This window comes from Arthrobacter sp. C2 (assembly GCA_024207135.1).
In the GTDB taxonomy this organism is placed as follows: Bacteria; Actinomycetota; Actinomycetes; order Actinomycetales; family Micrococcaceae; genus Paeniglutamicibacter.
In genome coordinates, this window is record CP042428.1 from 4,525,635 (window position 1) to 4,549,954 (window position 24,320).

At 67.8% G+C, this 24,320-nt stretch carries 22 protein-coding genes and 1 pseudogene; 16 read left to right on the forward strand and 7 right to left on the reverse strand.

Annotation, left to right across the window (positions count from 1 at the left end):
• The first annotated feature begins 10 nt into the window (after window positions 1-10).
• The 4 genes from FPY90_RS20665 (at window position 11) to FPY90_RS20680 (ending at window position 3,223) form a co-directional block, all read left to right on the forward strand.
• Window positions 11-1,792, forward strand: coding sequence for an ExeM/NucH family extracellular endonuclease (locus FPY90_RS20665; protein ID WP_498683119.1), 1,782 nt, complete (start codon window positions 11-13; stop codon window positions 1,790-1,792).
• 209 nt (window positions 1,793-2,001) lie between these two features.
• Entirely contained in the window at window positions 2,002-2,382 is a 381-nt protein-coding gene (locus FPY90_RS20670) for a DUF952 domain-containing protein (protein WP_498683120.1), read from the forward strand.
• Complete coding sequence (locus tag FPY90_RS20675; protein ID WP_498683123.1) at window positions 2,379-2,660, forward strand: hypothetical protein; 282 nt, start codon at window positions 2,379-2,381, stop codon at window positions 2,658-2,660. The genes FPY90_RS20670 and FPY90_RS20675 overlap by 4 nt, the downstream gene beginning before the upstream one ends.
• A gap of 89 nt (window positions 2,661-2,749) precedes the next feature.
• Complete coding sequence (locus tag FPY90_RS20680) at window positions 2,750-3,223, forward strand: GNAT family N-acetyltransferase (protein WP_498683125.1); 474 nt, start codon at window positions 2,750-2,752, stop codon at window positions 3,221-3,223.
• Window positions 3,224-3,350: 127 nt separating this feature from the next.
• On the opposite strand, the gene FPY90_RS20685 is transcribed toward FPY90_RS20680, so the two are convergent.
• Both FPY90_RS20685 and FPY90_RS20690 read right to left on the reverse strand, forming a co-directional pair.
• On the reverse strand, window positions 3,351-4,871 hold the full coding sequence (locus tag FPY90_RS20685) for a GntT/GntP/DsdX family permease (protein ID WP_498683126.1): 1,521 nt from the start codon (window positions 4,869-4,871) through the stop codon (window positions 3,351-3,353).
• On the reverse strand, window positions 4,868-5,425 hold the full coding sequence (locus FPY90_RS20690; RefSeq protein ID WP_498683128.1) for a gluconokinase: 558 nt from the start codon (window positions 5,423-5,425) through the stop codon (window positions 4,868-4,870). The genes FPY90_RS20685 and FPY90_RS20690 overlap by 4 nt, the downstream gene beginning before the upstream one ends.
• Window positions 5,426-5,587: 162 nt before the next feature.
• Between FPY90_RS20690 and FPY90_RS20695 the strand changes: the two genes are divergently transcribed.
• Window positions 5,588-6,073, forward strand: a complete 486-nt coding sequence (locus FPY90_RS20695) for a hypothetical protein (RefSeq protein ID WP_498683129.1) — start codon at window positions 5,588-5,590, stop codon at window positions 6,071-6,073.
• A 250-nt stretch (window positions 6,074-6,323) separates the two neighbouring features.
• Here FPY90_RS20695 and FPY90_RS20700 read toward each other — a convergent pair.
• Window positions 6,324-6,897: pseudogene (locus FPY90_RS20700) on the reverse strand (GNAT family N-acetyltransferase).
• A gap of 119 nt (window positions 6,898-7,016) precedes the next feature.
• Here FPY90_RS20700 and FPY90_RS20705 point away from each other — a divergent pair.
• Window positions 7,017-7,742, forward strand: coding sequence for a tyrosine-protein phosphatase (locus FPY90_RS20705; RefSeq protein ID WP_498683130.1), 726 nt, complete (start codon window positions 7,017-7,019; stop codon window positions 7,740-7,742).
• Between the two features lie 157 nt (window positions 7,743-7,899).
• Here FPY90_RS20705 and FPY90_RS20710 read toward each other — a convergent pair whose 3' ends face one another.
• Both FPY90_RS20710 and FPY90_RS20715 read right to left on the reverse strand, forming a co-directional pair.
• Window positions 7,900-8,286 carry a hypothetical protein gene (locus FPY90_RS20710; RefSeq protein ID WP_498683132.1) on the reverse strand — a complete coding sequence of 129 codons (387 nt, stop codon included), beginning with the start codon at window positions 8,284-8,286 and terminating at the stop codon, window positions 7,900-7,902.
• Window positions 8,287-8,386: 100 nt separating this feature from the next.
• Window positions 8,387-9,631, reverse strand: coding sequence for a heparan-alpha-glucosaminide N-acetyltransferase domain-containing protein (locus FPY90_RS20715; RefSeq protein WP_498683134.1), 1,245 nt, complete (start codon window positions 9,629-9,631; stop codon window positions 8,387-8,389).
• Window positions 9,632-9,695: 64 nt separating this feature from the next.
• Between FPY90_RS20715 and dapA the strand changes: the two genes are divergently transcribed.
• On the forward strand, window positions 9,696-10,613 hold the full coding sequence (dapA, locus tag FPY90_RS20720) for a 4-hydroxy-tetrahydrodipicolinate synthase (protein WP_498683135.1): 918 nt from the start codon (window positions 9,696-9,698) through the stop codon (window positions 10,611-10,613).
• A 15-nt stretch (window positions 10,614-10,628) separates the two neighbouring features.
• On the forward strand, window positions 10,629-12,335 hold the full coding sequence (locus FPY90_RS20725; RefSeq protein ID WP_071215837.1) for a ribonuclease J: 1,707 nt from the start codon (window positions 10,629-10,631) through the stop codon (window positions 12,333-12,335).
• A gap of 224 nt (window positions 12,336-12,559) precedes the next feature.
• On the opposite strand, the gene FPY90_RS20730 is transcribed toward FPY90_RS20725, so the two are convergent.
• Together FPY90_RS20730 and FPY90_RS20735 are read right to left on the reverse strand one after the other, a co-directional pair.
• A complete protein-coding gene (locus FPY90_RS20730; RefSeq protein WP_498683136.1) occupies window positions 12,560-13,876 on the reverse strand; it encodes an MFS transporter in 1,317 nt (438 codons plus the stop codon).
• Window positions 13,877-13,914: 38 nt separating this feature from the next.
• On the reverse strand, window positions 13,915-15,138 hold the full coding sequence (locus tag FPY90_RS20735) for an FAD-dependent monooxygenase (RefSeq protein WP_498683138.1): 1,224 nt from the start codon (window positions 15,136-15,138) through the stop codon (window positions 13,915-13,917).
• 161 nt (window positions 15,139-15,299) lie between these two features.
• On the opposite strand from FPY90_RS20735, the gene FPY90_RS20740 reads away from it, so the two are divergent.
• The 8 genes from FPY90_RS20740 to FPY90_RS20775 all read left to right on the forward strand — a co-directional run bounded on the left by FPY90_RS20740 (window position 15,300) and on the right by FPY90_RS20775 (window position 24,161).
• Entirely contained in the window at window positions 15,300-16,478 is a 1,179-nt protein-coding gene (locus FPY90_RS20740) for a PucR family transcriptional regulator (RefSeq protein WP_498683140.1), read from the forward strand.
• Between the two features lie 981 nt (window positions 16,479-17,459).
• Window positions 17,460-18,683: a YycP family beta-propeller protein gene (locus FPY90_RS20745; RefSeq protein WP_498683141.1), complete on the forward strand. Its 1,224-nt coding sequence runs from the start codon at window positions 17,460-17,462 to the stop codon at window positions 18,681-18,683.
• A gap of 89 nt (window positions 18,684-18,772) precedes the next feature.
• Complete coding sequence (locus tag FPY90_RS20750; protein WP_498683143.1) at window positions 18,773-19,009, forward strand: hypothetical protein; 237 nt, start codon at window positions 18,773-18,775, stop codon at window positions 19,007-19,009.
• Between the two features lie 93 nt (window positions 19,010-19,102).
• The gene (locus FPY90_RS20755; protein ID WP_498683145.1) at window positions 19,103-21,973 is read left to right on the forward strand and encodes an FtsK/SpoIIIE family DNA translocase; all 2,871 of its coding nucleotides are present in this window, start codon (window positions 19,103-19,105) and stop codon (window positions 21,971-21,973) included.
• Between the two features lie 9 nt (window positions 21,974-21,982).
• Window positions 21,983-22,591: a CDP-diacylglycerol--glycerol-3-phosphate 3-phosphatidyltransferase gene (gene pgsA, locus FPY90_RS20760; protein ID WP_498683146.1), complete on the forward strand. Its 609-nt coding sequence runs from the start codon at window positions 21,983-21,985 to the stop codon at window positions 22,589-22,591.
• A gap of 58 nt (window positions 22,592-22,649) precedes the next feature.
• Complete coding sequence (locus tag FPY90_RS20765) at window positions 22,650-23,162, forward strand: CinA family protein (protein ID WP_498683148.1); 513 nt, start codon at window positions 22,650-22,652, stop codon at window positions 23,160-23,162.
• 207 nt (window positions 23,163-23,369) lie between these two features.
• Window positions 23,370-23,795 carry a helix-turn-helix domain-containing protein gene (locus tag FPY90_RS20770; protein WP_071215828.1) on the forward strand — a complete coding sequence of 142 codons (426 nt, stop codon included), beginning with the start codon at window positions 23,370-23,372 and terminating at the stop codon, window positions 23,793-23,795.
• 141 nt (window positions 23,796-23,936) lie between these two features.
• The gene (locus tag FPY90_RS20775) at window positions 23,937-24,161 is read left to right on the forward strand and encodes a DUF3046 domain-containing protein (protein ID WP_071215827.1); all 225 of its coding nucleotides are present in this window, start codon (window positions 23,937-23,939) and stop codon (window positions 24,159-24,161) included.
• Window positions 24,162-24,320 lie beyond the last annotated feature (159 nt).

The window sequence follows — 24,320 nt, forward strand, 5'->3', positions numbered from 1 at the left end:
GGCAAGTCCAATGGCCGGACAGCAGGTGACGGTTCGCGCCGTGGTCACCGGCGCCTACGCCGAGGGAGGCATCCGCGGCTTCTACGTCCAGACCGCCGGCAGCGGCGCCGAGGTTTCCCCCGAGGGCAGCTCGGGAATCTTCGTCTTCTCCTCAAGCGGCGTGGCCAAGGTTGCCGTGGGCGACCACGTCCAGGTCACCGGTACGGTCGGCGAATACTTCGGGCTGACCCAGATCAGTGCCTCGGCCTCCGGGGTCCAGGTTCTCGCCGAACCGGCCGATGCCATCAAGCCGCTGGCCATCGACATTCCCTCCGGGGATGCGGAGCGCGAGCGCTTCGAATCGATGCTCATCGATCCGCAGGGGCAGTGGACCGTCGCCGACAACTATTCGCTGAACCAGTTCGGCGAAATCACGCTCGCCCAGGGAACCAGCTCGATCCTGCCCGGGGAGCGCACCCTGCGCCAGGCCACCGATGCGTTCGCCCCGGGCAGCGCCCAGGCCCTGGCCCTGGAAGCCGAGAACCAGCAGCGCGCGCTGCTGCTTGATGACGGCGCCACGCTGAACTTCCTCGGTGCAAGCTCCAACAAGTCCGTTCCGCTTCCGTACATCTCGGCCGACCACCACGTCAGCGTCGGAGCCGAGGCCACCTTCACCGGGCCGGTCATCATGGACTACCGCTACGACCTGTGGCGGCTGCAGCCCCAGGGCCAGGTCATCGGTGCCGAGGATGCGGACATCCCTGCCGCCTTTGCCCGGGCCAACGAGGCGAAGCCCGCGGATGTCGGCGGCAACGTCAGCGTCGGCAGCTTCAACGTCCTGAACTACTTCACCACCACCGGGGACCAGCTGTCCGGCTGCACCTACTACGCCGACCGCGCCGGGGCGCCGGTCACCGTGCGCGGCGGGTGCGATGCACGCGGAGCCGCCAACGAGGAAAACCTCGCACGCCAGCAGGCCAAGATCGTCTCGGCGTTGAACAAGTTCGACGCCGACGTCGTGGTCCTCGAAGAGATCGAGAACTCCGCCCGCTTCGGCCTGGACCGCGATCACGCGCTCGCCACCCTGGTGGACGCGCTGAATGAGGCTGCCGGTGAGCAGCAGTGGAAGTACGTGCCGAGCCCCGCCTCGGTTCCGGCCGACGAGGACGTCATCCGCACCGCCATGATCTACAAGACCGACGCCGTAAAGCCCATCGACGAGTCGGCCATCCTGGACGACGCGGCCTTCGACAACGCACGCGACCCCCTGGCGCAGGCCTTCCAGCGCGTCGGCGGCAATGCCAACACCCGCTTCCTGGCCGTGGCCAACCACTTCAAGTCCAAGGGCTCGGACCCGAAGGACGGCTCGGCCAACGCCGACCGCGGTGACGGAGCCGGGGCCTGGAACGCCGCGCGCGTCGAGCAGGCCGAGGCCCTGGTGAAATTTGCCGAGGGACTGAAGAAGGAACGCAACACCAACAAGGTGCTGCTGGCCGGGGACTTCAACTCCTACTCCGCCGAGGAACCGATCCAGGTCCTGGCACAGGCCGGATACGTGGACCTCGGGGCCAGCGCTCCCACCCGCAGTTACCTCTTTGACGGCCGCACCGGCTCCCTGGACCATATTTTTGGTTCAAGCGAGGCGGCGCAGCACGTCACCGGGCAGACCATCTGGAACATCAACGCCACCGAGTCCGTGGCGTACGAATACAGCCGCTACAACTACAACGTGGCCCAGTTGTTCTCCCCGGACCAGTTCCGCTCCTCGGACCACGATCCGGTGCTCGTGGGGCTGCAGCTGAACAAGAAGTAGCAACCTAAGGTGAAGGGCCGGTGGATCAACAAGGATCCACCGGCCCTTTCCATGCGGCTGCCCGCCGCAACGGCACATCCGTGGCGGATCCCGGGATCACCGCCACGCAGGCGGGTCGGTCGCTGACCCGGGGCGCGGCCACAACCGGAACCCCTCGATCGGGTGGTTCGGGGCGGGCAGAAGCGGGAGCGATTGCCTAAGCTGGGAAAATGACCAAGATACTGCACCTGACCGAAGCCGATTCATGGGAGGCCGCCCGGGCGGCCGGCGTCTACCGGCAGTCGACCCGCGGCGCTACGCTCGCCGACGTCGGTTATATCCACTGTTCGGCCGAAGGCCAGCTGCCCGCTGTCGCCTCGTCCATCTACGCCGATTACGCCGGCGAACTGGTGGTGCTGGAACTGGACGCAACCGCGATTGCGGCCGCGGGTATCGCGATCCGCTTCGAGGACGGCGGGAACGGGGAATTGTTTCCGCACCTGTACGGCGAGCTGAAGACCGCGTGGGTCCGGGCCACGCACCGGGCAGCCATGATGGACGGGGCGCTCTCGGTGCCGGGCCTCGCCGGCGCGAGGGGTACCACGCCGTGAGCGCGCGGCAGCCGGAATCCAGCCGCGGCACCAGGCCGCTGGCCACCTGGATCCTGATGCTTCTTGCCCTGGCCATCACGCTGCTGCTGCCGGACTGGACCGGAACCGGGGCACTGCTGCCCGCATGGTTCATGGTCATCCCCGTGCTCCTGGGACTGGTGGGCGCCTGGCTCGCCCACCGCGCCGGGCGACTCGGCTGGGCCATCGCCTCGGCCGTCCTGGGACTGGTGCTGGTCCCGGGCCTGCTGCAGACCATCACGCTCGTTTCCGGTCCGTAGGCCAGCGGGCGGGAACGGGCGCACCATGGAAGAGCCCGACCTAAATGGGTAGTGTTTCAGGCATGGCGATGTACGCGGGGGAAAGGTCCATGGTTCGTGCTCTGCGGGCCGATGAGCAGGAGCTGCTGGCGCGAGCCACCTTGGGGAACATGAACTGGCCGGGCCCACGGTACACACTGGACCAGGTCATGCTGATTCCCTCCATCGCGCACTACTTCACCTGGTGGCCCGGGCCCTTTGACTTCGGCCTCGTCGCGGAGGACGCACAGGGGATTCCCGTGGGAGTCGTTTGGCTGCGCTTCTTCACCGCTGCCGATCCGGGGTTCGGTTTTGTTGATGGGTCGATCCCCGAACTCTGCGTCTGGGTTGCCGAGGGGCAGCGAGGCCTCGGCACGGGTACTCGTCTCATTGCAGGAATCCTCGAGCAGGCGCGATCCAGGGCGCTGCCCGCCATCAGCCTCAGCGTCGAAACCGGAAACCCTGCACGTTCCCTCTATGAACGACTCGGATTCGTTCCCGCGGGGACACCTTTCGACGCGGGCACCCTCGTGCACGAGCTCTAATGCATTGCCGTTCCTGTCCGTACCGGGTATCGGGGTGCTGGCCGCCGTTGGGGCCGACCGATGCGTTCTCAAACGGGTCGAGGTCCCCGGGGGAGCGCCAGGCCCGCCGCCCGTAGCCGGCCACGGGTCAGACAAACACCGAGAGCAGCAGGACACCGAGCAACCCGACCACGGAAATCAGGGTTTCCATCACCGACCAGGTCTTGATGGTTTCCCAGATGCTCAACCCGAAGTATTCCTTGACCAGCCAGAACCCGGCGTCGTTCACGTGGGAGAAGAACAGCGATCCGGCACCGACGGCCAGGACCACCAGGGCCAGCTGGGCCGGGGGAAGGCCCGCGGCCAGCGGGGCGACGATGCCCGCCGCCGTCACCGTGGCCACGGTTGCCGATCCGGTGGCCACGCGGATCAGCACCGCGACGATCCAGCCCAGCACCAGCGCCGAGAGGCTCAACGCCACCGCGACCTTGCCGATCGCGGTGCTCGTGCCGCCGTCGACCAGCACCTGCTTGAAGCCGCCGCCGGCACCGACGATGAGCATGACGCCCACGATCGGCAGCAGGCTCTCGCCGATCTTCTTGCCCAGCACCTTCGCCGTGAAGCCCACCGAGGTGCCGAAGGTGACCATGGCCAGCAACACCGCGATCAGCAGGGCCACCACCGGGTCGCCAATGATGTTCAGCGCCTTGTACAGCGCGGTGTCCGGGTTGACCCACAGGTCGGCCGCGGCACGCAGCAGCATCAGGAACACGGGGGAGAGCACCGTGGCCAAGGTCCAGCCGAAGGACGGGACGCGTGTGGCCTGGGGCGTGGGGGACTCGGGGTGTGCTTCGGGTTCCGCCGCGTCGCCGGAGGCATGCTTGCCCGGATGGAAGATCGCGGCACCGCCCTGGGCCCGCTCGTCGGCGGCGGGTGCCGGTCCGGCCCCGACGAAGGCCAGGCCCGCACCGGCGGGCCCGATGGGAACCCAGCGGGCGGCCAGCCGGCCGAAGAGCGGCCCGCAGATCGCCACCGTGGGGACGGCGATGAGCAGCCCGAATGCCAGGGTGATGCCGATGTCTGCGTTGAGGATGCCGACCGCCGCCACGGGGCCGGGGTGCGGCGGGATGAACCCGTGCAGCACCGAGAGGCCTGCCAGCGCCGGGATCGCCAGCAGCATGGCCGGGCCCTTGGATCGGTGGACGGCCAGCATCACCACGGGAACCAGCAGCACCAGCCCGACCTCGAAGAACATCGGGATGCCGATGATCCCGGCGATCAGCGCCATCTTCCACGGCAGCGACGCCTTGGAGCCGTGCAGCAGCGTGTCGACGATCTTGTCGGCTCCGCCGGAATCGCCCAGCAGCTTGCCCAGCATCGCGCCCAGGGCAATCAGCACGCCCACGTAGCCCAGCACCCCGCCCACGCCGGTTTCGTAGGACTTGGTGACATCGGAGAGCTTGATCCCGGAGAACACCCCGACCAGCAGCGAGGCAATGGTCAGCGCCAGGAATGCATGCATCTTGGCCCAGATGATGAGCACCACGACCAGGGCGATGCCCAGCAGGGCAACGACCAAGACCTGGGTGTCGTGGGCCGCCCAGGGCTCGTGCATCTTGTCGGAAGCGGCGTCGGCAAGGATGGCCACGCCCGTGCTGAAGGTGTTCATGGTTTGTCCAAAGGGCTAGGGGATTCAAGACCCAAGTCATCGACGATGGCCTGGACGATTTGCCGCGGTGCCGGTCCGATGTCGACGCGGATGGCCGGTTCGTCCTCGCCCGGTTCCTCAAGGGCGGCGAACTGGCTCGCCAGCAGGCTGGCGGGCATGAAGTGGCCCTGCCGTGCCGCCAGGCGGGCGCCGATCTGCGCGGGGGTCCCGGCGAGGTAGACGAACACGACCCCGGTGCCCCGCCGGTTGAGCACCTCGCGGTAGGAACGCTTCAACGCCGAGCAGGTGATGACCCCGTGCTTGCCCGCATCGAGCTCGGCCTCGATCCAGTCCGCGACCTTGGCCAGCCACGGCCAGCGGTCCTCATCGGTCAGCGGGTGCCCGGCATGCATCTTCTCGACGTTCGACCGCGGGTGGAGCGAGTCGCCCTCCTCGAACTCCCAGCCGAAACGGCCTGCCAGCAATGCGGCAACCGTGGTCTTCCCGCAACCCGAGACACCCATGAGAACCAGTACCCGTGGATCGAGCCCATTTGCCGCATCAATGCCGCCCATATGGCCATGATGGCACCGCAAACATCCAAAGTCAGTAGTAGCGCCGGGAATGTGTTTCCGGACCGGCGCAGCGTGCGATCCGTGCGACTAATGTCGATGGGAAAGGGATCCTTCGAGTGCTACCTTGGTGGCATGCGGACGTGGCGTGGGGCCGGGCTAGGCGTGATCATCATGGTGGTTGTGGCACTCGCGGGGTGTTCGACACCGGCCGTGGAGAGCCGGCTCGAGCAGTACGAGGACCGTGCCGAGGAGATCCATGCGGGGATGCTCGAGCACGTGCCCCGGAGCGGCGCTTTCGAGGTCCGCATGACCTCCGGGCCGCAGTACGGCGAGTCCGAATGGCTGCGCGGCCGGGAGCGCGACAGCGCCTTCTGGACGACCTGGTCGACTGTCGAGGTGGCCAGCGGGACGACGCCGGCCGAGGCGGCCGACGCGGTCGGCGCTTCCCTCCTGGACCAGCGCTGGACTGCGGAGCCAACGGTCGACCAGGGCGGATCGATGCCATTTGCCACGGTCTACCGCCTCGCCGATCCGGACGGCGAGTGGATCGTGCAGATCCTGCGGCCCGCCGCCCAGGACGATCGCCGGATTTCCCTGTCGGTCCAGAGCCCGCTCACCGTTCGCGGCGCCACGTCGGTGCCGGGGTGACGGCCCGCCCCGGCCGCGCAGACCACGGGCTCCCGAATCGCACCACTGCCCTCGACCGGAGGTCCGGCGCTGCGCCGCAACATGCGTCAGCGGGGCCTCCGGGAGAAACCGGTCACGCGTTTTTTCGGGGGAGGGTGCCCGGTGGACGGCGTCGCGGTGCCGACCAGGACACCGGCATGTCTCCGGGCACGGCCCCGCTGGCGTCGGGGGCCCGCCCGCCATCAGCTTCTGGCGCGGTTTCCTCGCATCGTCAGCGCAGGTCCAGGCGCATCAGCACGCGCGGAAACCCGCCCACAACCGAGTCGGTGTCGGCGGCCTTCATGAATCCCGCCCGCTCGAAGAGGGATCGGGTGCCGACGTACGCGGCGGTGCGGTCGGCCTTGGCACCCCCGTTGTCCAGAGGATATCCCTCGATTGCCGGGGCGGCGTATCCCCGGGCAAAGTCCACCGCCCCGGCCAGCAATGCGTGGGAAATGCCCTGGCCGCGGTGCCCGGCCCGCACCCGGATGCACCACACCGACCAGACGTGGAGGTCATCGACATGGGGGGATCGTTCGGCTGCGTGCCAGTGCCGTGTCTGCCCGCGGGTGCACACCCGCCCAGCCCACCACGTCCGCGCCGTCGTAGGCGAGCACCCCGGGCGGCGGGTCCTGCGCGCAGAGCCCGTGCACGATCTCCGCACCGTTGCGCGCGAAGCCAGGTCCGGCAGATCCGCCCAGCCGGTGGCCCAGGCACCAGCACGCCCGCGCATCCGGATCCCGCTTCGGACCCAGCATCGTCCTGACGTCGTTGAAGTCCGTTGCGGCACGCACCGAAATCACCATCCCACCACGGTGCCACCAGACCGGGGGATCGGCAAGGCCCGCACCCTGCCTCGCTGGCCGGACACGGGGATGCGCACGTGGTTCCGGATCGCGCACGCTGAAGGTCGTAAGGTGGCTGGATGACCGAACTTGCGTGGGGCGGGTACCCCAATGCCAGGGACCTGGGTGGGTTGCCGACAGCGCTTGCCGGTGGCGGCGCGACAATTCCGGGCAGGCTGGCACGCGGGCCGCTCCGTGAACGCCTGGATGCCACGGGCTGGAACGCGGCTCGGCACTGGGGGCTGGCCTCGATCGTGGACCTGCGCTGTGCCTACGAGACCGGAGGCCAAACGACGGACCCGGCGGTTCCGGCCGAGGCGCTCGCCGGGATCACGATCCGGCATGCACCGACCGAGGACCACGACGACCCCGCGTTCCGGGAGGCGTGTTTCCCGATTCTGGATTCCCCCGAATACTGGAGCCACAACTGGCGCCTGCAACCGCACCTGGTGCGGGCGGCACTCGAAGCCGTTGCCGCATCCACACCGGGCGTGCTGGTCCACTGCAGTGCGGGTCGGGACCGCACCGGGATGATCTGCGCACTGCTGTTGGGCAACGCAGGCGTGGACCCCGTCCTCGTCGCCGCGGACTACGCCGCATCCGTCCGTGCCATGGCCGGGGTCGCGAACCATTCACCCACGATAGACCAGCAGGCCGAATGGACGTCGAGCATGGTCGAATCCTGGTTGGCGGACAAGCTCCCGATGGTGAGGGAAGCTGCCGGGGGAGCCCGGGAGATCCTCGATGCGTTGAAGGTGGGCCCGGCGACGCGGGAGTCCTTGCGCTCGCTGCTGCTTGACCCGTAACGGCCCTGTTTCGGTTCCAACGACCGGGACGATTGCCCTGCGTCCCGGCGTCGGGAAGCCCGGCAAATCAAGGCAAACGCCGGGCCACCGGAGGCCCGGCAACGGGTGGAAGCCAACCATCGCAACGCCTGGTTCGATCGCCAGGCCGCGGACCCGTTCAGCCCTTGAAGGGTCCGTCGCCGAGAAGCTCCACGGCGGGGAGTTTCTCGTCCGGGGCGTCGAACGTCATGTAGTCCACCGAATGCAGGCGTCCGTCCACCGCCCAGAGGTTCAGGTGGCCCAGGGCGGTTTCTCCATCGAGGACGTCCACGGTCGCAAACGGCCCGCCCGAGCGCTTGGGAATCCGTGGAAGATCCAGGTCCTCGGGCACCTCGACCAGGAAGCATTCGCAATCATCGAATTCCAGTCCGCCCCAGCGGGCATGGGCCAGCTGCCGGCGCGCCTCGCTGGTGCCGCGCCACGTGCCCGAGCACAGGATCTCCAGCAGGGCACGTTCATGGGGGCTCAGCGGATCACCGGGCGCTCGGCGGGAATCGTGGTTCATTGCACCTGGTACCTCGGTCGTGGATCTCATCAGTCATGATCTTGCCAGAAGGCCTTACCCTCTGCCGCGGGGACCCTTCAGCAACGGTTGCCGGGTGCTTCTACGCGGCGCGTCCCAATGTCCGCGACACCGAATGCACCAGGGCCTCGAGCGGGCCGCGCCGGCCCAGGAACTTGAAGACCAGCCCGGCCAGCAGGCATGCGACCGCGTAGATGATGAACAGGCTGGCGCGCGGCAGCGGTGCGGAGACATCGCTGAACAGGTCCAGGCCCGCCAAGTGCGCCGAGTAAAGCGTGAGCGTTGCCGCCCCGGCCCCGGTCAGCGGCCACAGCAGCATCTCGCCGACCGAGCCAAGCAGCGCGCTGAATGCCAGGCACACCAATTGCACCGCGCCCAGCACCGCCAGGGCGCAGCCAGCCACATGCAAAACGTCCAACGGTGCGCCGGTGTGCGGTGCGGACACGGCCAGGAACCAGGGCGTGTCCATGGCCCCGCCCAGCCGCTGGCCCGTCACCATCGCCACCGACAGCTCATGTCGTCCCAGGTCCGTGGCCTTGGCCAGCGAAGCCATGGCCCCGGGGGAGGCCAGCAGCCACGCGGAAAGCGCCTTGGCACCCACCGCCAGCACGGCCCCGGCCGCCCCGATGGCCAGCGCCACCGGCGGGCGGGCCAATCCCAGGCGCCCCACGCACAGCCCGGCCAGGATGAAGCCAAACCACACGACCACCGGGTAGTAGCCGGTGACCAGCACATCGGCGGCGAACACCGCGGGGGTGAACAGGTCCTCGGGCAGCGGGGAGGCACCGAGCCGGAAGGGATCAAGCACCCCGGAAAGCCAGGGGCGCAGCAGGTACAGCGCGAGGGGGGAGAGCAGCAGCCAGCCGGCGGCCCAGAATCCCAGGGTCCTGGCGCGCATGTTCAGGAACGGGATCGCGCAGGCAAAGAGCACCCCGTAGTGCACCAGGATCACCGCCACGTTGGTGTCCAGGATCCCCAGGCCCAGGCCGATCACGAAGATCAGCACCGCCCGCACGGCCACGCTCCTCCTGACCCCGGCCAGCTTCGGCGCACCGATCTTCGCCGACCCGCCGCTCAGCAGCGCGAGCCCGACCCCGGCCAGCACCACAAAGAGCGCCGAAGCCCGCCCGGAAAACAGCGTGGCTGCCCACGATGGCGCCGCGGCGCCCTCGGCCGTGATGATCCGCAGCGGCATGATGTGCACCGCAACCATCCCCAGCAGCGCCAGGCCGCGCGCCGCGTCGACACCCGCAATCCGGGTGCGGGCACCGCGCCCGGAGCCGGCGGCGGTGCGTGCGGAGGCGCCCGGGGTGGAGAATTGCGTCATGTTTACAGCCTAAACGCATGTGCCGAATCAAGCCTTGCCACGCGCAAAGGGTAACCTAGTAATCATGGCTGAAACTGCGTTGCATACCCCGGGCAAGAACTACACCTTCGGAACGGTGCTCACCGCCATGGTGACTCCCTTCAAGGACAACGGGGAGGTCGACTACGAGTCGGCAGCGAAGCTGGCCACCAAGCTTGTCGACGACGGCTGCGACGGACTGGTCGTCACCGGCACCACCGGGGAAACCTCCACGCTTCGCGACGAGGAAAACGTCGCCTTGTTCGCCGCCGTGGTCAAGGCGGTGGGACACCGGGCCAAGGTCCTGGCCGGGTCCACCACCAATGACACCGCCCACTCGATCACGCTCTCGCTGGCAGCAAAGGACGCCGGGGTGCACGGAATCCTGGTGACCGCGCCGTACTACAACAAGCCTTCCCAGGCGGGCGTCATCGCCCACGTCGAGGCCATCGTCGCGGCGACGCAGCTGCCGGTGATGCTCTATGACATCCCCGGACGCGCCGGCATCGCCATGGCACCGGAAACCATCATCACCCTCGCGAAGAACCCCTTGGTCGTGGCATTGAAGGACGCGAAGGCGGACTACCAGTCCACCACCACCGTCCTGGCGAACACCGACCTGGACGTGTACTCGGGCGACGACGGGCTGACGCTGCCGCTGATGGCCGCGGGCGCAGTCGGCGTCGTCTCGGTCACGGCCCACGTCGCCGCGGCCCAGTACCGCACCCTGGTTGACGCAATGCACGCCGGCGACCTGGCCACCGCACGCGCCGCGCACTTCGCGCTGGACCCGATCCAGCGTGCCGTGATGAGCCACGTCCAAGGCGCCGTCGCGGCAAAACAGATTCTTAACTGGCAGGGAGTCCTGCCCAACGCCGTGGTCCGGCTGCCGCTTGTGGCACCGTCGGAAACGGAACTCGAAACCATCCGCACCGATTTGCGCGAGGGCGGATGGGAGATCTAGAAAGGTAATTCATTCATGACCGATTCCACTTCAGTGGTCACCGATACGGTGCTCCACAACCTTCCGCCCAAGCTCAAGCCGGGCACCTTGCGCATCGTGCCGCTCGGTGGCCTGGGCGAGATCGGGCGGAACATGGCCGTCTTCGAAATCGACGGCAAGCTGCTGATCGTCGACTGCGGACTGCTCTTCCCCGAGGAGCACCAGCCGGGCGTGGACGTCATCCTGCCCGATTTCAGCTACATCAAGGACCGCCTCGACGACGTGGTCGGCCTCGTGCTCACCCACGGGCACGAGGACCACATCGGTGCCGTGCCGTACCTGCTGCGCCTGCGCGGGGACATCCCGCTGATCGGCTCGCGCCTGACCCTCGCGCTGATCTCGGCCAAGCTGGAGGAGCACCGCATCAAGCCGGTGCTGCGCCAGGTGGTCGAGGGCGACGTGGAGACCTTCGGCCCGTTCGAGACCGAATTCATCGCCGTCAACCACTCGATCCCGGACGCGCTTGCCGTGTTCATCCGCACGGATGCCGGCAACGTGCTGCACACCGGCGACTTCAAGATGGACCAGTTGCCGCTGGACGGCCGCATCACCGACCTGCGCCACTTCGCCCGCCTGGCAGACGAGGGCGTTGATTTGTTCATGCCCGACTCCACCAACGCGGACGTCCCCGGCTTCACCACCGCCGAGAAGGAAATCGGCCCGGTGCTCGAGGCCCTCTTCGGCCGGGCGCGCAAGCGCATCATCGTCGCCTCGTTCTCCTCGCACATGCACCGCGTGCAGCAGGTCATCGACGCCGCCCAGGTGCACGGCCGCAAGGTCGCCTTCATCGGCCGCTCCATGGTGCGCAACATGACCATCGCCGAGAAGCTTGGCTACCTGCACATCCCTGCCGGGATCCTGGTGGACATGAAGAACGTGGACAAGCTGCCGGACAACAAGGTCGTGCTGATGTCCACCGGTTCGCAGGGCGAGCCGATGGCCGCGCTCTCGCGCATGGCCACCGGCGACCACCGCATCCAGGTGGGCCCGGGCGACACCGTCATCCTGGCCTCCTCGCTGATCCCGGGCAACGAGAACTCGGTGTTCCGCGTGATCAACGGCCTGATGCGCCTGGGCGCGGACGTGATCCACAAGGGCATGGCCAAGATCCACGTCTCGGGCCACGCCTCGGCCGGCGAGCTGCTGTACTGCTACAACATCCTGCAGCCGCTGAACGTGATGCCGGTGCACGGCGAGACCCGCCACCTGATCGCCAACGCCCGCCTGGCCGCCCAGTCCGGCGTGCCGGCGGAGAACGTGCTGCTCACCGAGGACGGCTCGGTCGTGGACCTGCGGGACGGCGTGGCCAAGCTCGTGGGCCAGGTCGACTGCGGGTTCGTGTACGTGGACGGCTCCAAGGTCGGCACCATCACCGACGAGGACCTCAAGGACCGCGTCACGCTGGCCGAAGAGGGCTTCATCTCGATCATCTCGGTGATCAACCGCCAGACCGGCAAGCTGATCTCCGGCCCGGAGATCCACGCCCGCGGCGTGGCCGAGGACGACAAGGTCTTTGAAGAGATCAAGCCGAAGATCGCCGAAGCCATCGAGGACGCGGTGCGCAACAACCCGACGCACACCACGGCCCAGCTGCAGCAGATCGTCCGCCGGGTCATCGGCTCGTGGGTGTCGCGCAAGCTGCGCCGCAAGCCCATGATCGTTCCGGTCGTGCTCGAAGCCTAGGTTTCAGACACGTGTACCCCGCATCGGCCTTGCCGGTGCGGGGTACACGTGTTTTTGCGGGGCATCCCTTGCTCCGAGGCGACCCGAACCGTTGGGCGCGTGACGGCGGGTGCCGTCGTGCGAGGCGGATGGCGGAAGTTCCGCCCGGCACGGCAGCCGCGGTGTCCGGGCCCGGCCGGGCCCGGAGACCGCGCGGTTGCATCACTGCGGCGGACGCCTCGGTGTCAGGTTGCCGAGACGCCGAGCTCGCTATTACCAACGGGAACGTCCCGCCGCGCCCGGGGGATCAGCAACACCGCGACCAGGCCCAGTGCCGCGGCCAGCAGGAACGAATAGAAGTTCCACTCGAAACCCAAATCGGAATCAAGGATGAGCCCCACCATGAGGGGTGCCACCACGGCGCCAAGCCGTCCCACGCCGAGGGTGATGCCCACGGCGGTCCCTCGGGCCCAGGCCGGGAAGTATTCCGCGGCGTAGCCGTTGACCAGGATCTGCGTGCCGATCGAGCCCAGCCCGGCCAGGGCCACGAAGGCATAGAGCAGCCACGCGGTTGGCTGCAGGCTCAGGCCCACCAGGGTGATAACCGCGGCGGCGAATGCCATCGTCACCGCGATCCGCGAGCCCAGCTTGTCGGCCACGAACGCGGTGGCCACGCTGCCGAGAACGGCACCCAGATTGAGCACGAGCAGGAAGCTGATCGCGGAACCCAGCGGATAGCCCGCCGAGCGCATGATCTGCGGCAGCCAGGTGTTCAGGCCGTACACCAGCAGCAGCCCGGCGAACGAAGCGATCGAGAAAAGTGCCAGTGGCCGCAGCCGGCCCTGGCCAACCAGGTAGCGCAGCACGGCGGTGCGCTGCGATCCTCCCGCCGGCGGGGTGGCCGCAGGGGCAAGTCCGTAGGTGCCGGCAAGGTGCTCCGCGCGCCGGGTTTCGCCGCGCCTGAGCAGGTAGGTCATGGATTCGGGCAGGTGCCTGGCGAGCACCGGCACCAGGATGAGGGCGGGCACGGCGCCGAAGGCGATCAACCACCTGAAGCCCAACGGCTCCAGGAACGCGAGGGCCAGGAGTGCCGCAATCACCCCGCCGACCGAGTAGCCGACGAACATCAAGGCGTTGTAGAGCTGTTTCCTCCCATTCGGCGCGTATTCGACGGTCAGGGCGATGGCGGTCGGCATGACGCCTCCCAGGCCGAGTCCGGCCAGCAGCCGGGACAGGCCGAATATTTCCGGGCTCGGGGCCACGGCGCTCACCAGGGTCAGGGCGCTGAACCAGATCGTGCTGACCAGCATGACCCGGCGCCGGCCGAAGGCGTCCGAGAGCATGCCGACCAGCAGGGCGCCGACCAGCATGCCGAGGGTGGTGAGGCTGCCGATAATGCCCAGCTCGCTGGCTTCGAGTCCCCACGGCGCATACTCGAGGAGCACGGGGACGATGGCGCCGAAGACCATCAGGTCATAGCCATCCAGGACGATGACTGCGAAGCACAGGGCGACGACCAGCAGCGGTGAGCGCAAGCGGACGGCGGGCGGGGTTGGATTCATGGGGTTCCTTGGCGATTGGGGGCTGGTGCGGGGAGCCGTTAGGCCGAGGCGGGCTGAAGGCTTCGGGCTGCCTGGTACTCGTGGATCCAGGCCAGGTGGCGTTCCCAAGCGTCCGGCGCGGCAAGGCGGGCGTTCCTGGCATCGGCGCGCGGGCCGTCGGGCAGGTGCAGGACGTCGCCGGTCGTGGCCGAGGCGATCTGGACCCGGCGGGTCCGATCGATGCGCACGTCCTGGTAGCGCTGCCGGGCGGCGTCCCAGCCGGAACCGTCTTCCAGGCCCTGGATCAGGCAATCGGCCAGGACGATGGCGTCTTCGATGGACTGGTTCGCGCCCTGCCCGTGGTGCGGAACCAGGGCATGGGCGGCATCGCCCATGAGTGTCACCCGCCCGCGGCTCCATTGGTGCAGCGGCGGACGCTGGAACAGCGCCCAGCGGTCCCCGGTCGGTGCGGCGCCGATCATCTGCTGCACGGCCGGATGCCAGCCCTCGAATGCCTTGAGGTGGGCTCCTTCCTCGTCGGCCGTGGCCCAGGCCGGGCCCTCCCACGGTCCGCCATGGCGGCGGACCAGCAGGTAGTTCTGCTCGCCGCTGCCGATCGGGTAGTGCAGCAGGTGGCCGCCGGGTCCCATCCAGAACTGGATGGCCTCCGGATCGGGAAGGTCCGCCACGGCCTCGGGGGAGACGATCCCGCGCCATCCGGAGGAGCCGGAGAACTGGGCATCGTCGTATCCCACGACGTGGCGGCGCAACGTCGACCGGGCACCGTCCGCGCCGATCACCAGGTCGGCCTCGACGATGTCGCCGTCGTTGAAATGCAGCCGCACGGCATCGGCGGTTTCCTCGATCCGCACGCATTCCTTGGACAGGTGCAGGCCCTGGCCGCCGAGGCGGTCCACCAGCAGCTTCTGCAGATCCGCGCGGTGGATCCCGTAGTACGGCGCACCGCAGGCTGCCTGGTATTCGTCGCGCGAGGAGATCCGGCCGATCACCCGGCCGTCGCGGCCGTCGCGGAACACCAGCCCGTCCACGCTGGCCGAGGCGGCGGCCAGGCCGGCCCCGATGCCGGTGCGCTCATCGAGGTAGCGGGTCGCGTTGGCCGAGAGCGCGACGGCCGCGCCGACCTCCCGAAGTTCGGACACCCGGTCGAAGACCAGCGGATCCAGGCCGCGGCGTCGCAATTCGATGGCAAGCGTCAGTCCGCTGATGCCGGCGCCGATGATGGCAATGCGGCGGCCGCGCGGCTGGTTGATGGTGGTGTGCATGGAAAACCCTTCCGGGGGAGATGGTGCTGGTGCGTTCCCTCAACCCTAGGCAGCGGTGATCTGGAGCACAGCGGCATGCGGTAGGACTTCCCGCACACCTTTTCCGACACCGTGTCGCAATGGATGCGAGGGGGGCGTCGGCGCCGACCTAGAATGGGCGGATGAATCGCATGCCCGAGCTCCACGACGCACTCCAGGACCTGTCCGAAGCCCTGGACCGGCGCCTGGTGCTGCTGGACCGCAGCATGCGGGTGGTCGCCTATTCAATCCACGAGTCCCCGGAGGACCGGTTGCGGCTCTCCCGCATCCTGGCCCACAGCGACGCGTGGGACATCCCCGCCACCGGGGGCAAGGACGGCGCCCTGCGGAAGGTGGACGGCGTCGGACCGGTGGTGATGCATCGGCTGCTGCGGGCCGACCGGCACATCGTCGGCCACCTGATGCTGGCCCCGCTGGATGGCGCGGATCCGGTGGGCGTCGTCGCCGGGGACCAGCTCGGCCGCATCGGCGAGCTCATGGAGGCACGCGACTCGAGCGCCAGGGCACGGCTGGCCCGCTCGGGTTCCCTGGCCGTGGACCTCGTTTCCGAGGAGGGTGAACGGCGCCGGGAAGCAGCGGCCAAGCTGCTCGGCGAGGACATCCTCGGGGTCTCCGCGCACTACTGCGCGGTGGCGATCGGCCCCGGGAACCGGGAGACCACGCCGGCGGCCCTCGGGCGGGTGGAGCAGGCGGTCGCCGAGACCATCCGGTTCGTCAACGACACCTCGACGGCCAGCGTGATCGGCGGCGTGACCGACGACGGCGGCGGCGTGCTGATTTTTCCCCGTCCCGTGGTTGCCCCTCGCCTGGCCCGAATTCTGACCCGTCCCCGGCTCGCTCCGGCACGGGCCGGCATCGGTCCGCTGGCACCCCTGGACGGCCTGCGTGATTCCTACCGGCGCGCGGGCTGGGCACTGCGCGCCGGCAGCCTGGCGCCGGCCGACCACCCCGTGGCGGTCCACTTCTCCGACACGGGAACCGACGGCATACTGGCCGCCTTGCCGGTGGACGGCCTCGGGCCGCAGGATTTGCCGGCCCCGGTGCGGAACATCCTGCAGGACGGGAAGACCCGTTCCTGGGCGCCCACGCTGGAGACCTTCCTCGACAGCGCCGGGGACATCCAGCGCACCGCGCAGGTGCTCAACGTGCACCGGTCCACCATCTACTACCGGCTGGATCGGCTCGGCGAAGTGGCGGGCGTTGACCTGCGGCTGGGCGCGGTGCAGCGCGATCTGCACGTGGGACTGCGGCTTGCCAGGCTGTCCGGGTTCCTGGACATACCCGCCGCATCGCGGTCGTGACGTTCGCGGATCCCGCCTCCGCAGCTCGTCCGCCGGGCCATCGGCGCGTGAGTGTCGCGCAAGCCGTGCCGCAGGGCCATGATCGTTCCGGTCGTGCTCGAAGCCTCAGCACTCCCATGCTGTTCGCGCGTCGTCGTGACGATGGCGCAGGATGCCTTGTCTCCGGCCCCGGGCGCATTTGAGGGGTTCGCTTCCCGATCGTGGGCCATTCCCGTTCCGCGGGCACCGCTTTCCGGCCACCGCAGCTGCGCCCGGACGTTCCGGGTCCGCGCCAGCCAAGGGCGGGGAACGAAGCCATTCCGGGGAAGGACGAAAGGGCACCCAGGTAACATGGGGGATGGTTTCCGGCCCATTGGCTCGTGGTCCGACCGTACCTGGACGAGCCGTCGGCAGGCCTGCGGGTGGCACGCGACGGTGGTACACAGACGACAGCCGCCACACCGTCGGAAGGCTCGGCACCTGCGTTTCTCGGCGAATCCAGATCACATCCTGGGTTAGGGTGGGCGCATGGGCGCATCAGAAAGATCCCGCACGCTGTATCAGCCAGCCGAGCTGGGCCGCGGGTCCGCCGAAGTCACTTGTCGTGGCGGTGAGTCCCTGGTTCCGATGCCAGCAAGCGCCGACCGGGCGCGCACTTCACTCCCGGAACTCGCCGTCCAGCTCGTTGCCGTATCGACGGACCCGGAGGGGACGCCTGTCGGCCGCAAGGCTGTCCGCTACCCGTGCATGCCCGCCCTGGGTCCCGCCGGCCAGGACACCCGCGCCCGCGATGTCTTGACGGCCGCACGTGCATCGCGGGCCACGAACGAATCTCATCGGCCCGTTGCAGAGCCGACGTCCCGGCATGAAGCCGCCAGTGCCTCTGCGGCCGGCCTGGGCAAGGCTCGTGTCGAATGGCTTGAAGACGCTGAAACAATTGGGCGTCCCTGAACGGGACCACCCTTCAACCACATGTCGGTGCCCCGAACGAAACGAGACCGGATGCTCGCCCGCAATACCACCTGGATGGTCCTCCCGCTGGTTCTGGGGCTGGGACTGGCCACGGCCGGGTGCGGCCAGCTTGGTGCCCAGCCGCTGAAGAAAAACGTTGTAGTTGGCAGCGAATTAAGCCTTGACGGCAGCATCGCCGCCATTTACCTCAGCCGTCAAGCCCGTGAATTCCGTGAGTCCGGACCCAACGGCTACCTCGTCCTGGTCGACGGGCAGGGCGAGATCAAGGCCCTGGAGACCTCGGGCATGGACAATGCCCAGACCGACTGGTCGGAACACGGGCTGGTGTTCGCCGACACCGCCAACGACTACCACCTGCAAGACGGGCTCCACACCACGCCCAGCGTCAAGACCGACTACCAGCAAGCCATGTCGGGCTCCGGCGCCGGAAGCTCGCTCGGACTCTACAACGACGGCTTCAACGAGACGGGATACACCGAGCAGGCCGTCGGAACCTCTCCGGACGGGGCCGTCCTTTACGACGTCGAGGGCTACTACCAAGTCACCGGGTTTTGCGACGGAACGCTCTTTGGGTTGGCGGAGCCATCCGGTGCGTATGCCAGGGAGGCCGGGCTATCCGGCCACGAATCTGTCGGAACCTACGCCTTTCGCAGCCTGATGCTCAGCAGGCTCAGCGGCACCCCCTCCGGTGCCGAGCGCGTCATCGGCATTCGAACGGTCGACGAAAGCTCACAGGATGCGACGGATGCCCCATGCGTCGAGGGGAGACTGCACCATTTGGCATCCACCTACGACGCCGGGGGAACCGCCACCCCGGTCATCCGCTCTTGGGACGTTGAAACAGCCACCTTCACGCAGCATGAGATTGTCCTTTCCCCGGAAGCGCAGGCCCTCGAGAACGGGGACTACGGTTTCGAAATGCATGGCTATTCCCGGGATTCGGTGCGGGAAAGCAACCTGGACTGGGTCGCTGTTGACGGGCGGGTGATGTCCACCAACCTTGAAACGGGCCGCACCAAGGTCCTCTTCGCCGTTGCCGTGGACGACTATGACGTCGCTTCGTCGCAACGTTCAGTCGAATTCACTCCCACTTCGCTTGCCGTTGTCACTTCGAGCCAAGACGGGAAGGCCGTTTCATTCGTCCAGTACGACAGGTACACGGGAGAGGAATTGCGCCGCTTCGATCTGCCGGATGTCGCCAAGGCGCTCAACACCGGACTGGTGCTCACGGACCTTGCGGTGCGCCCCGACTGACCGGTTGCCACTCACGGGAGCACACCGGGAACGCAAGACGGTACCTGCGACCCATTGCTTCGAGTCCGAAGCCACCGAAGACCCGGGGCATGGACAGGATTTCGAACGAGTTTCTGCGCTTCACCCTCTCCGTGGCCGGGTTCGACCTGTTGCTGGGCCAATTCCTGCTTCCGGTCATCGCCTCGGAAACGGGCAGTCGGTTCCCCAAGGTCGGACACCTGGTGCTGCTGAGGGTGGTGATGCGCGGGCTGCTCACCGATGCCATCGCCATCCGCCAGGAGCCCGACGCCCCCATCGGCGCCCGGGCTGCTGCGGGACCCGCCTGAAAACCCGGCCTGTGACGATTCTCCACCGCCCCGGTTCCCCGTCGAACCGTGTAAATTCAGGGTTCGGACACCCGTGGGCGATACCCTAGAGCCATGGCCCCACGTACCTCCTCGCAAGGCGAGAAGAAAACGACCACGCGCAAACCGCGTGCGTCGAACTCTTCCGCCAAGACGACCAGAAACTCCAAGAGCACCCCCGCAGCGATCGAACACGACTTCCCGCTGCCGGTGCGCATGGTGCGTTCTGCCTGGATGGGCATCGCGCGGGTCACCGGCGGGGCCTTCCGCAAGATCGGCCGCGACGTGCACCCGGACTACGCTGTGCGCCGCGACGGCACCGGGCTCTTCCTGGTCATCATCGCCATCGTCATGGCCTCCGTGGAATGGTGGGGGCTGCGCGGGGTCGGCTGGTACGGCGGGTTCGTGCACGCCGTGGCCGGGGGCACCTTCGGGTTCATGGCCGCGCTGATGCCTCCGATCCTGCTCATCGGCGCCATCCGGCTCTTCCGCTGGCCCGAGGAACACCGCGCCAACAACCGCGTGGGCATCGGCCTGGCCCTCGGTTCGGTGGCCGGATCCGGGATCTCCCACGTGGTCGGCGGACTTCCCCCCGTCTCCGCGCCCTTCGACGTCCTCTGGGGCGCCGGGGGAGTGCTCGGGGCGCTGGCCACCGTCCCGCTGGCCGGGCTGATATCGGCACCCGGCGCGATGGCCGTGATGATCGCGCTGGCCCTGCTGAGCCTGATGATCCTCACCGCCACCCCCTTCCGGCACATCCCCGCACGCTTCCGCGAGGGCTACGAGAAGCTCATGGGCCAGAGTCCCGAGGCCGGCTCCGCCAAGGGCGTGGACCTGGGCGCCGAGGACCACGACCAGTCCTACCTCTACGAGGAACAGGCGGCGAAGAAGCCGCGCAAGAAGATGCGGCTCTTCGGCAAGGACCGCGACGAGGAGGCCATCGCCGCCGAGGACCTGTTGGGCAACACCGGCGAGGGCGCCTACGACACCGCGGTCATCACCGACAGCCACGGCGCAGCCGTGGACCCGGCCGACTTCTACGCCGACGAAGCCGACGCCGAACCGGCCATCCGCCCCGGGGTGCGCCGCCCCACCAAGGACGAGCGCGAACGCGCCGCCATCATGGAATCCGTGGGCCTGGGCACCGAGCCCGAGGCAGACACCCAGGCCATGAGTGCCATCGATCTGACCAGCTACGACAACGATGCCACCGGCGCGATGGACCAGGTCCCCTCGCGCCCCGCCGCGGCCCCGCTGCCGCCGATCCCTGCGCGCACCGAACAACTCCAGCTCTCCGGGGACGTGACCTACACGCTGCCGGCCTCCGACTTCCTGCCTGCCGGCCCGCCGTCCAAGGAACGCTCCGAGGCCAACGACGCGGTGGTCGCGGCGCTGACCGACACCCTGGACCAGTTCAAGGTCGACGCCAAGGTCACCGGGTTCTCCCGCGGCCCGACGGTCACCCGCTACGAGATCGAACTGGCCCCCGGCACCAAGGTCGAGCGCGTCACCGCCCTGTCCAAGAACATCTCCTACGCCGTGGCCTCCTCGGACGTGCGCATCCTCTCCCCGATCCCCGGCAAGTCCGCGATCGGCATCGAGATCCCCAACGCCGACAAGGAAATCGTGGTGCTGGGCGATGTGCTGCGCAGCCACAACGCCCGCAAGACCGACCACCCGATGGTCATGGGCGTGGGCAAGGACGTCGAGGGCGGCTTCGTGGTGGCCAACCTCGCCAAGATGCCGCACCTCCTGGTCGCCGGCGCCACGGGAGCGGGCAAGTCCTCGTTCGTGAACTCGATGATCACCTCGATCCTGATGCGCGCCACCCCCGACGAGGTCCGCATGGTCATGGTCGACCCCAAGCGCGTGGAGCTGACCGCCTACGAGGGCGTCCCGCACCTGATCACCCCGATCATCACCAACCCCAAGAAGGCCGCCGAGGCGCTGCAGTGGGTGGTCAAGGAGATGGACACCCGCTACGACGATTTGGCGAACTTCGGGTACAAGCACATCGACGACTTCAACAAGGCCGTGCGCAACGGCAAGGCCGTCCCGCCCGAGGGTTCCAAGCGGATCATGAAGCCCTACCCGTACCTGTTGGTCATCGTCGATGAGCTCGCCGATTTGATGATGGTCGCCCCGCGCGACGTCGAGGACTCGATCGTGCGCATCACCCAGCTGGCCCGTGCCGCCGGCATCCACCTGGTGCTTGCCACCCAGCGCCCGTCCGTGGACGTGGTCACCGGGTTGATCAAGGCCAACGTGCCCTCGCGCATGGCCTTTGCCACCTCCTCGGTCACCGACTCCCGCGTGGTCCTGGACCAGCCGGGCGCCGAGAAGCTGCTGGGCCAGGGCGACGCGCTGTTCCTGCCCATGGGCACCTCCAAGCCCATGCGCGTGCAGGGCGCCTGGGTCACCGAATCCGAGATCCAATCCGTGGTCGAGCACGTCAAGGGGCAGCTGAAGGCCGAATACCGCCACGACGTGGCCCCCGAGGTGCAAAAGAAGCAGATCGACGACGACATCGGGGACGACCTGGAGCTGCTGCTGCAGGCCACCGAGCTGGTGGTCACCACGCAGTTCGGCTCCACCTCGATGCTGCAGCGCAAGCTGCGCGTGGGCTTCGCCAAGGCCGGCCGGCTCATGGACCTGCTCGAATCACGCGGCGTGGTCGGCCCCTCCGAGGGCTCCAAGGCCCGCGACGTGCTGGTCAAGCCCGACGACCTGCCCGAGGTGCTCGCCGCGATGCGCGGGGACGAGACCGGTGCCGGCGACGTGGTCCCGACCGCGACCGAGGCCGCGCTGGCCGATAACGCCAACGCCAACCACTACGGCACCGACCTGGTCGCCGAGGACCTCGACGGCTTCGAACAGGCGGTTGACTACCACGACGGTGCGGACGACGAGGGGTCGGAAGACGCCTGGAACCTTACCGGAAGGTAGCCTTGTTCCGTGACTGAATCCCCAGCGAACCCGACACCGGCCCACGTGCCGACCCTGAACATCGCCAACGTGCTCACCACCCTGCGCATCATCATGGTCCCGTTCTTCATCTGGGCCCTGGTGGCCGACGAGAAGGACTACGGACTCATGCGCTGGGTGGCCCTGGCGATCTTCGCCGTGGCCATGTACACCGACAAGCTGGACGGGGACCTGGCCCGCAGCCGCGGGCTGATCACCAACTTCGGCAAGATCGCCGACCCGATCGCCGACAAGCTGCTCACCGGCTCCGCGCTGGTGATGTTCTCCATCCTGGGGGAGCTGGCCTGGTGGATCACCATCGTGATCCTGGTGCGCGAATGGGGCATCACGGCTGTGCGCTTCGTGGTCATCCGCTACCGCGTGATGGCCGCCTCGCGCGGCGGCAAGCTCAAGACCGTGCTGCAGGCCGCGGCGATCCTGCTCTACCTGCTGCCCTGGGCCCACACCGTCGGCTGGCTGGGCGTGGTGGCGTTCATCGTGATGCTGCTGGCCCTGGCCGTCACCGTGGTCACCGGCCTGGACTACCTGTTCAAGGCCTGGCAGCTGCGTGCGGCCTCCGTCGGCGGCACCCGGAAGTAGGCACGCTTCATACCCCCCCACCGATTCACCGCTTCCACTTGGCGCAAAGGAGCTTGACATGACACCCCCACCGGACCCGCTGGAACTGCAAGCCCTGGCCGGCACCGTGGTTGCCGCGGCCAAGGCCAGTGGACTGACCCTGGCCACCGCCGAGTCGCTGACCGCCGGCATGATTGCCGCCACCCTCGCCGAGGTGCCCGGGGCCTCCGCCGCACTGACCGGCGGGATCGTCAGCTACTCCAGTGCGGTGAAGGCCAACGTCCTGGGCGTGGAACCGAAGCTGCTCGAAGAAGCGGGCTCGGTGGACGGGGAGGTGGCCCGGCAAATGGCCCTGGGCGCACGCCGGGTATGCGGTTCGGACATGGCGGTCTCGGCCACCGGGGTCGCTGGTCCCGACGCCCACGACGGCAAGCCCGTGGGCACTGTGTTCCTGGGCTGGGCATCGGCAAGCGGCAGCGGTTTCACCGAGCACCACTTCACCGGGGACAGGGCGCAGATCCGCGTCCTGAGCACGGTCTGCGCGCTGGAACTGCTTTCTTTCCACCTTGCGCCCAGCGGCCACACAGCTTGATGGGGGATGGTTGCACTGATTAGTTTTGTGACTCGATTACGGAACGATTCACGGTTGTTGTGGAAAAACACCCGCAGCAATGGCTAAGGTGGGGGCGTGGGAACAAAAAACGACCCCCGGCAGTTGTAACCCATGACGGGCACAAAAAAGTGGCCCGCACCGATCGCCCCACAAGGCATTAGGACCGGAGAACAAAAGGCAATGCACATGGTCAAGCAACCAGTATCGGTAAACGGTGTGGTCCGTTGGCGTGATGTGGGCCTACAGAGCGAGGTCCGCCGAGACAAAGAGGAGCGCAAGATGGTAGTCCTTAGACACGAAATCGGTGACGTTCTTCGTGACGTTCGTCAGCGCCAGGGTCGCACCTTGCGCGAAGTCTCCCACAGCGCCCGCGTTTCCCTTGGATACCTTTCCGAGGTCGAGCGTGGACAAAAGGAAGCCTCATCCGAGCTTCTCTCCTCGATCTGTGGCGCCCTCGAGGTGCCGCTTTCACTGATGCTTCGCGAGGTCAGTGACCGCGTGGCCATCGCCGAAGGCATCACCATTCCGGATACGGTCCCCGTGGACCTGACCAGCGAGTTTGCTGGCGACTATCCGGTTGAACTCGGCAAGCGCCTGGCACCGAGCCACTAACCAACGACATCCGGATCCAGTGTTTCACCTGGCATCCGCAACATCGGCCCCCGCGCCGGTCTTCCAAGGCCAATTGGCCCGCGAAGCCGGGCGGGGGCTTTTTGCTTAAACCCCCCAGAAACCCGTGGCACAATTGCGAGGGTGCGATTGAGTGATTTCTGGCGTCTGATGGACGACGAGTTCGGTGCGGGCTATTCCCGCACATTGGCGACTTCCCTGGTGCTGGCCGAGGTCGGAGGCGTCACCGCCGCCGAGGCGCTGGGCAAGGGCGTCGCCCCCAAGAAGGTCTGGCAGGCCATGTGCAAGATGCAGGATGTGCCGCCCGAGCGCTGGCTGGGACGCGACATCGCCCCCAAGGAATCCTAGGGAAATTTCGCCACACGCACCGAATCCGTTCGAATATCTGTTCGGAAGAGTGTATTGTTCATAATGAAGATTCGTTCGGCGTCTGTCGTGGGTTATGCACAGTGCGAACGCCCGAAATCCAAAGTGTCGGCCCCGGGTCGTACGCTCAGGAACAGACAT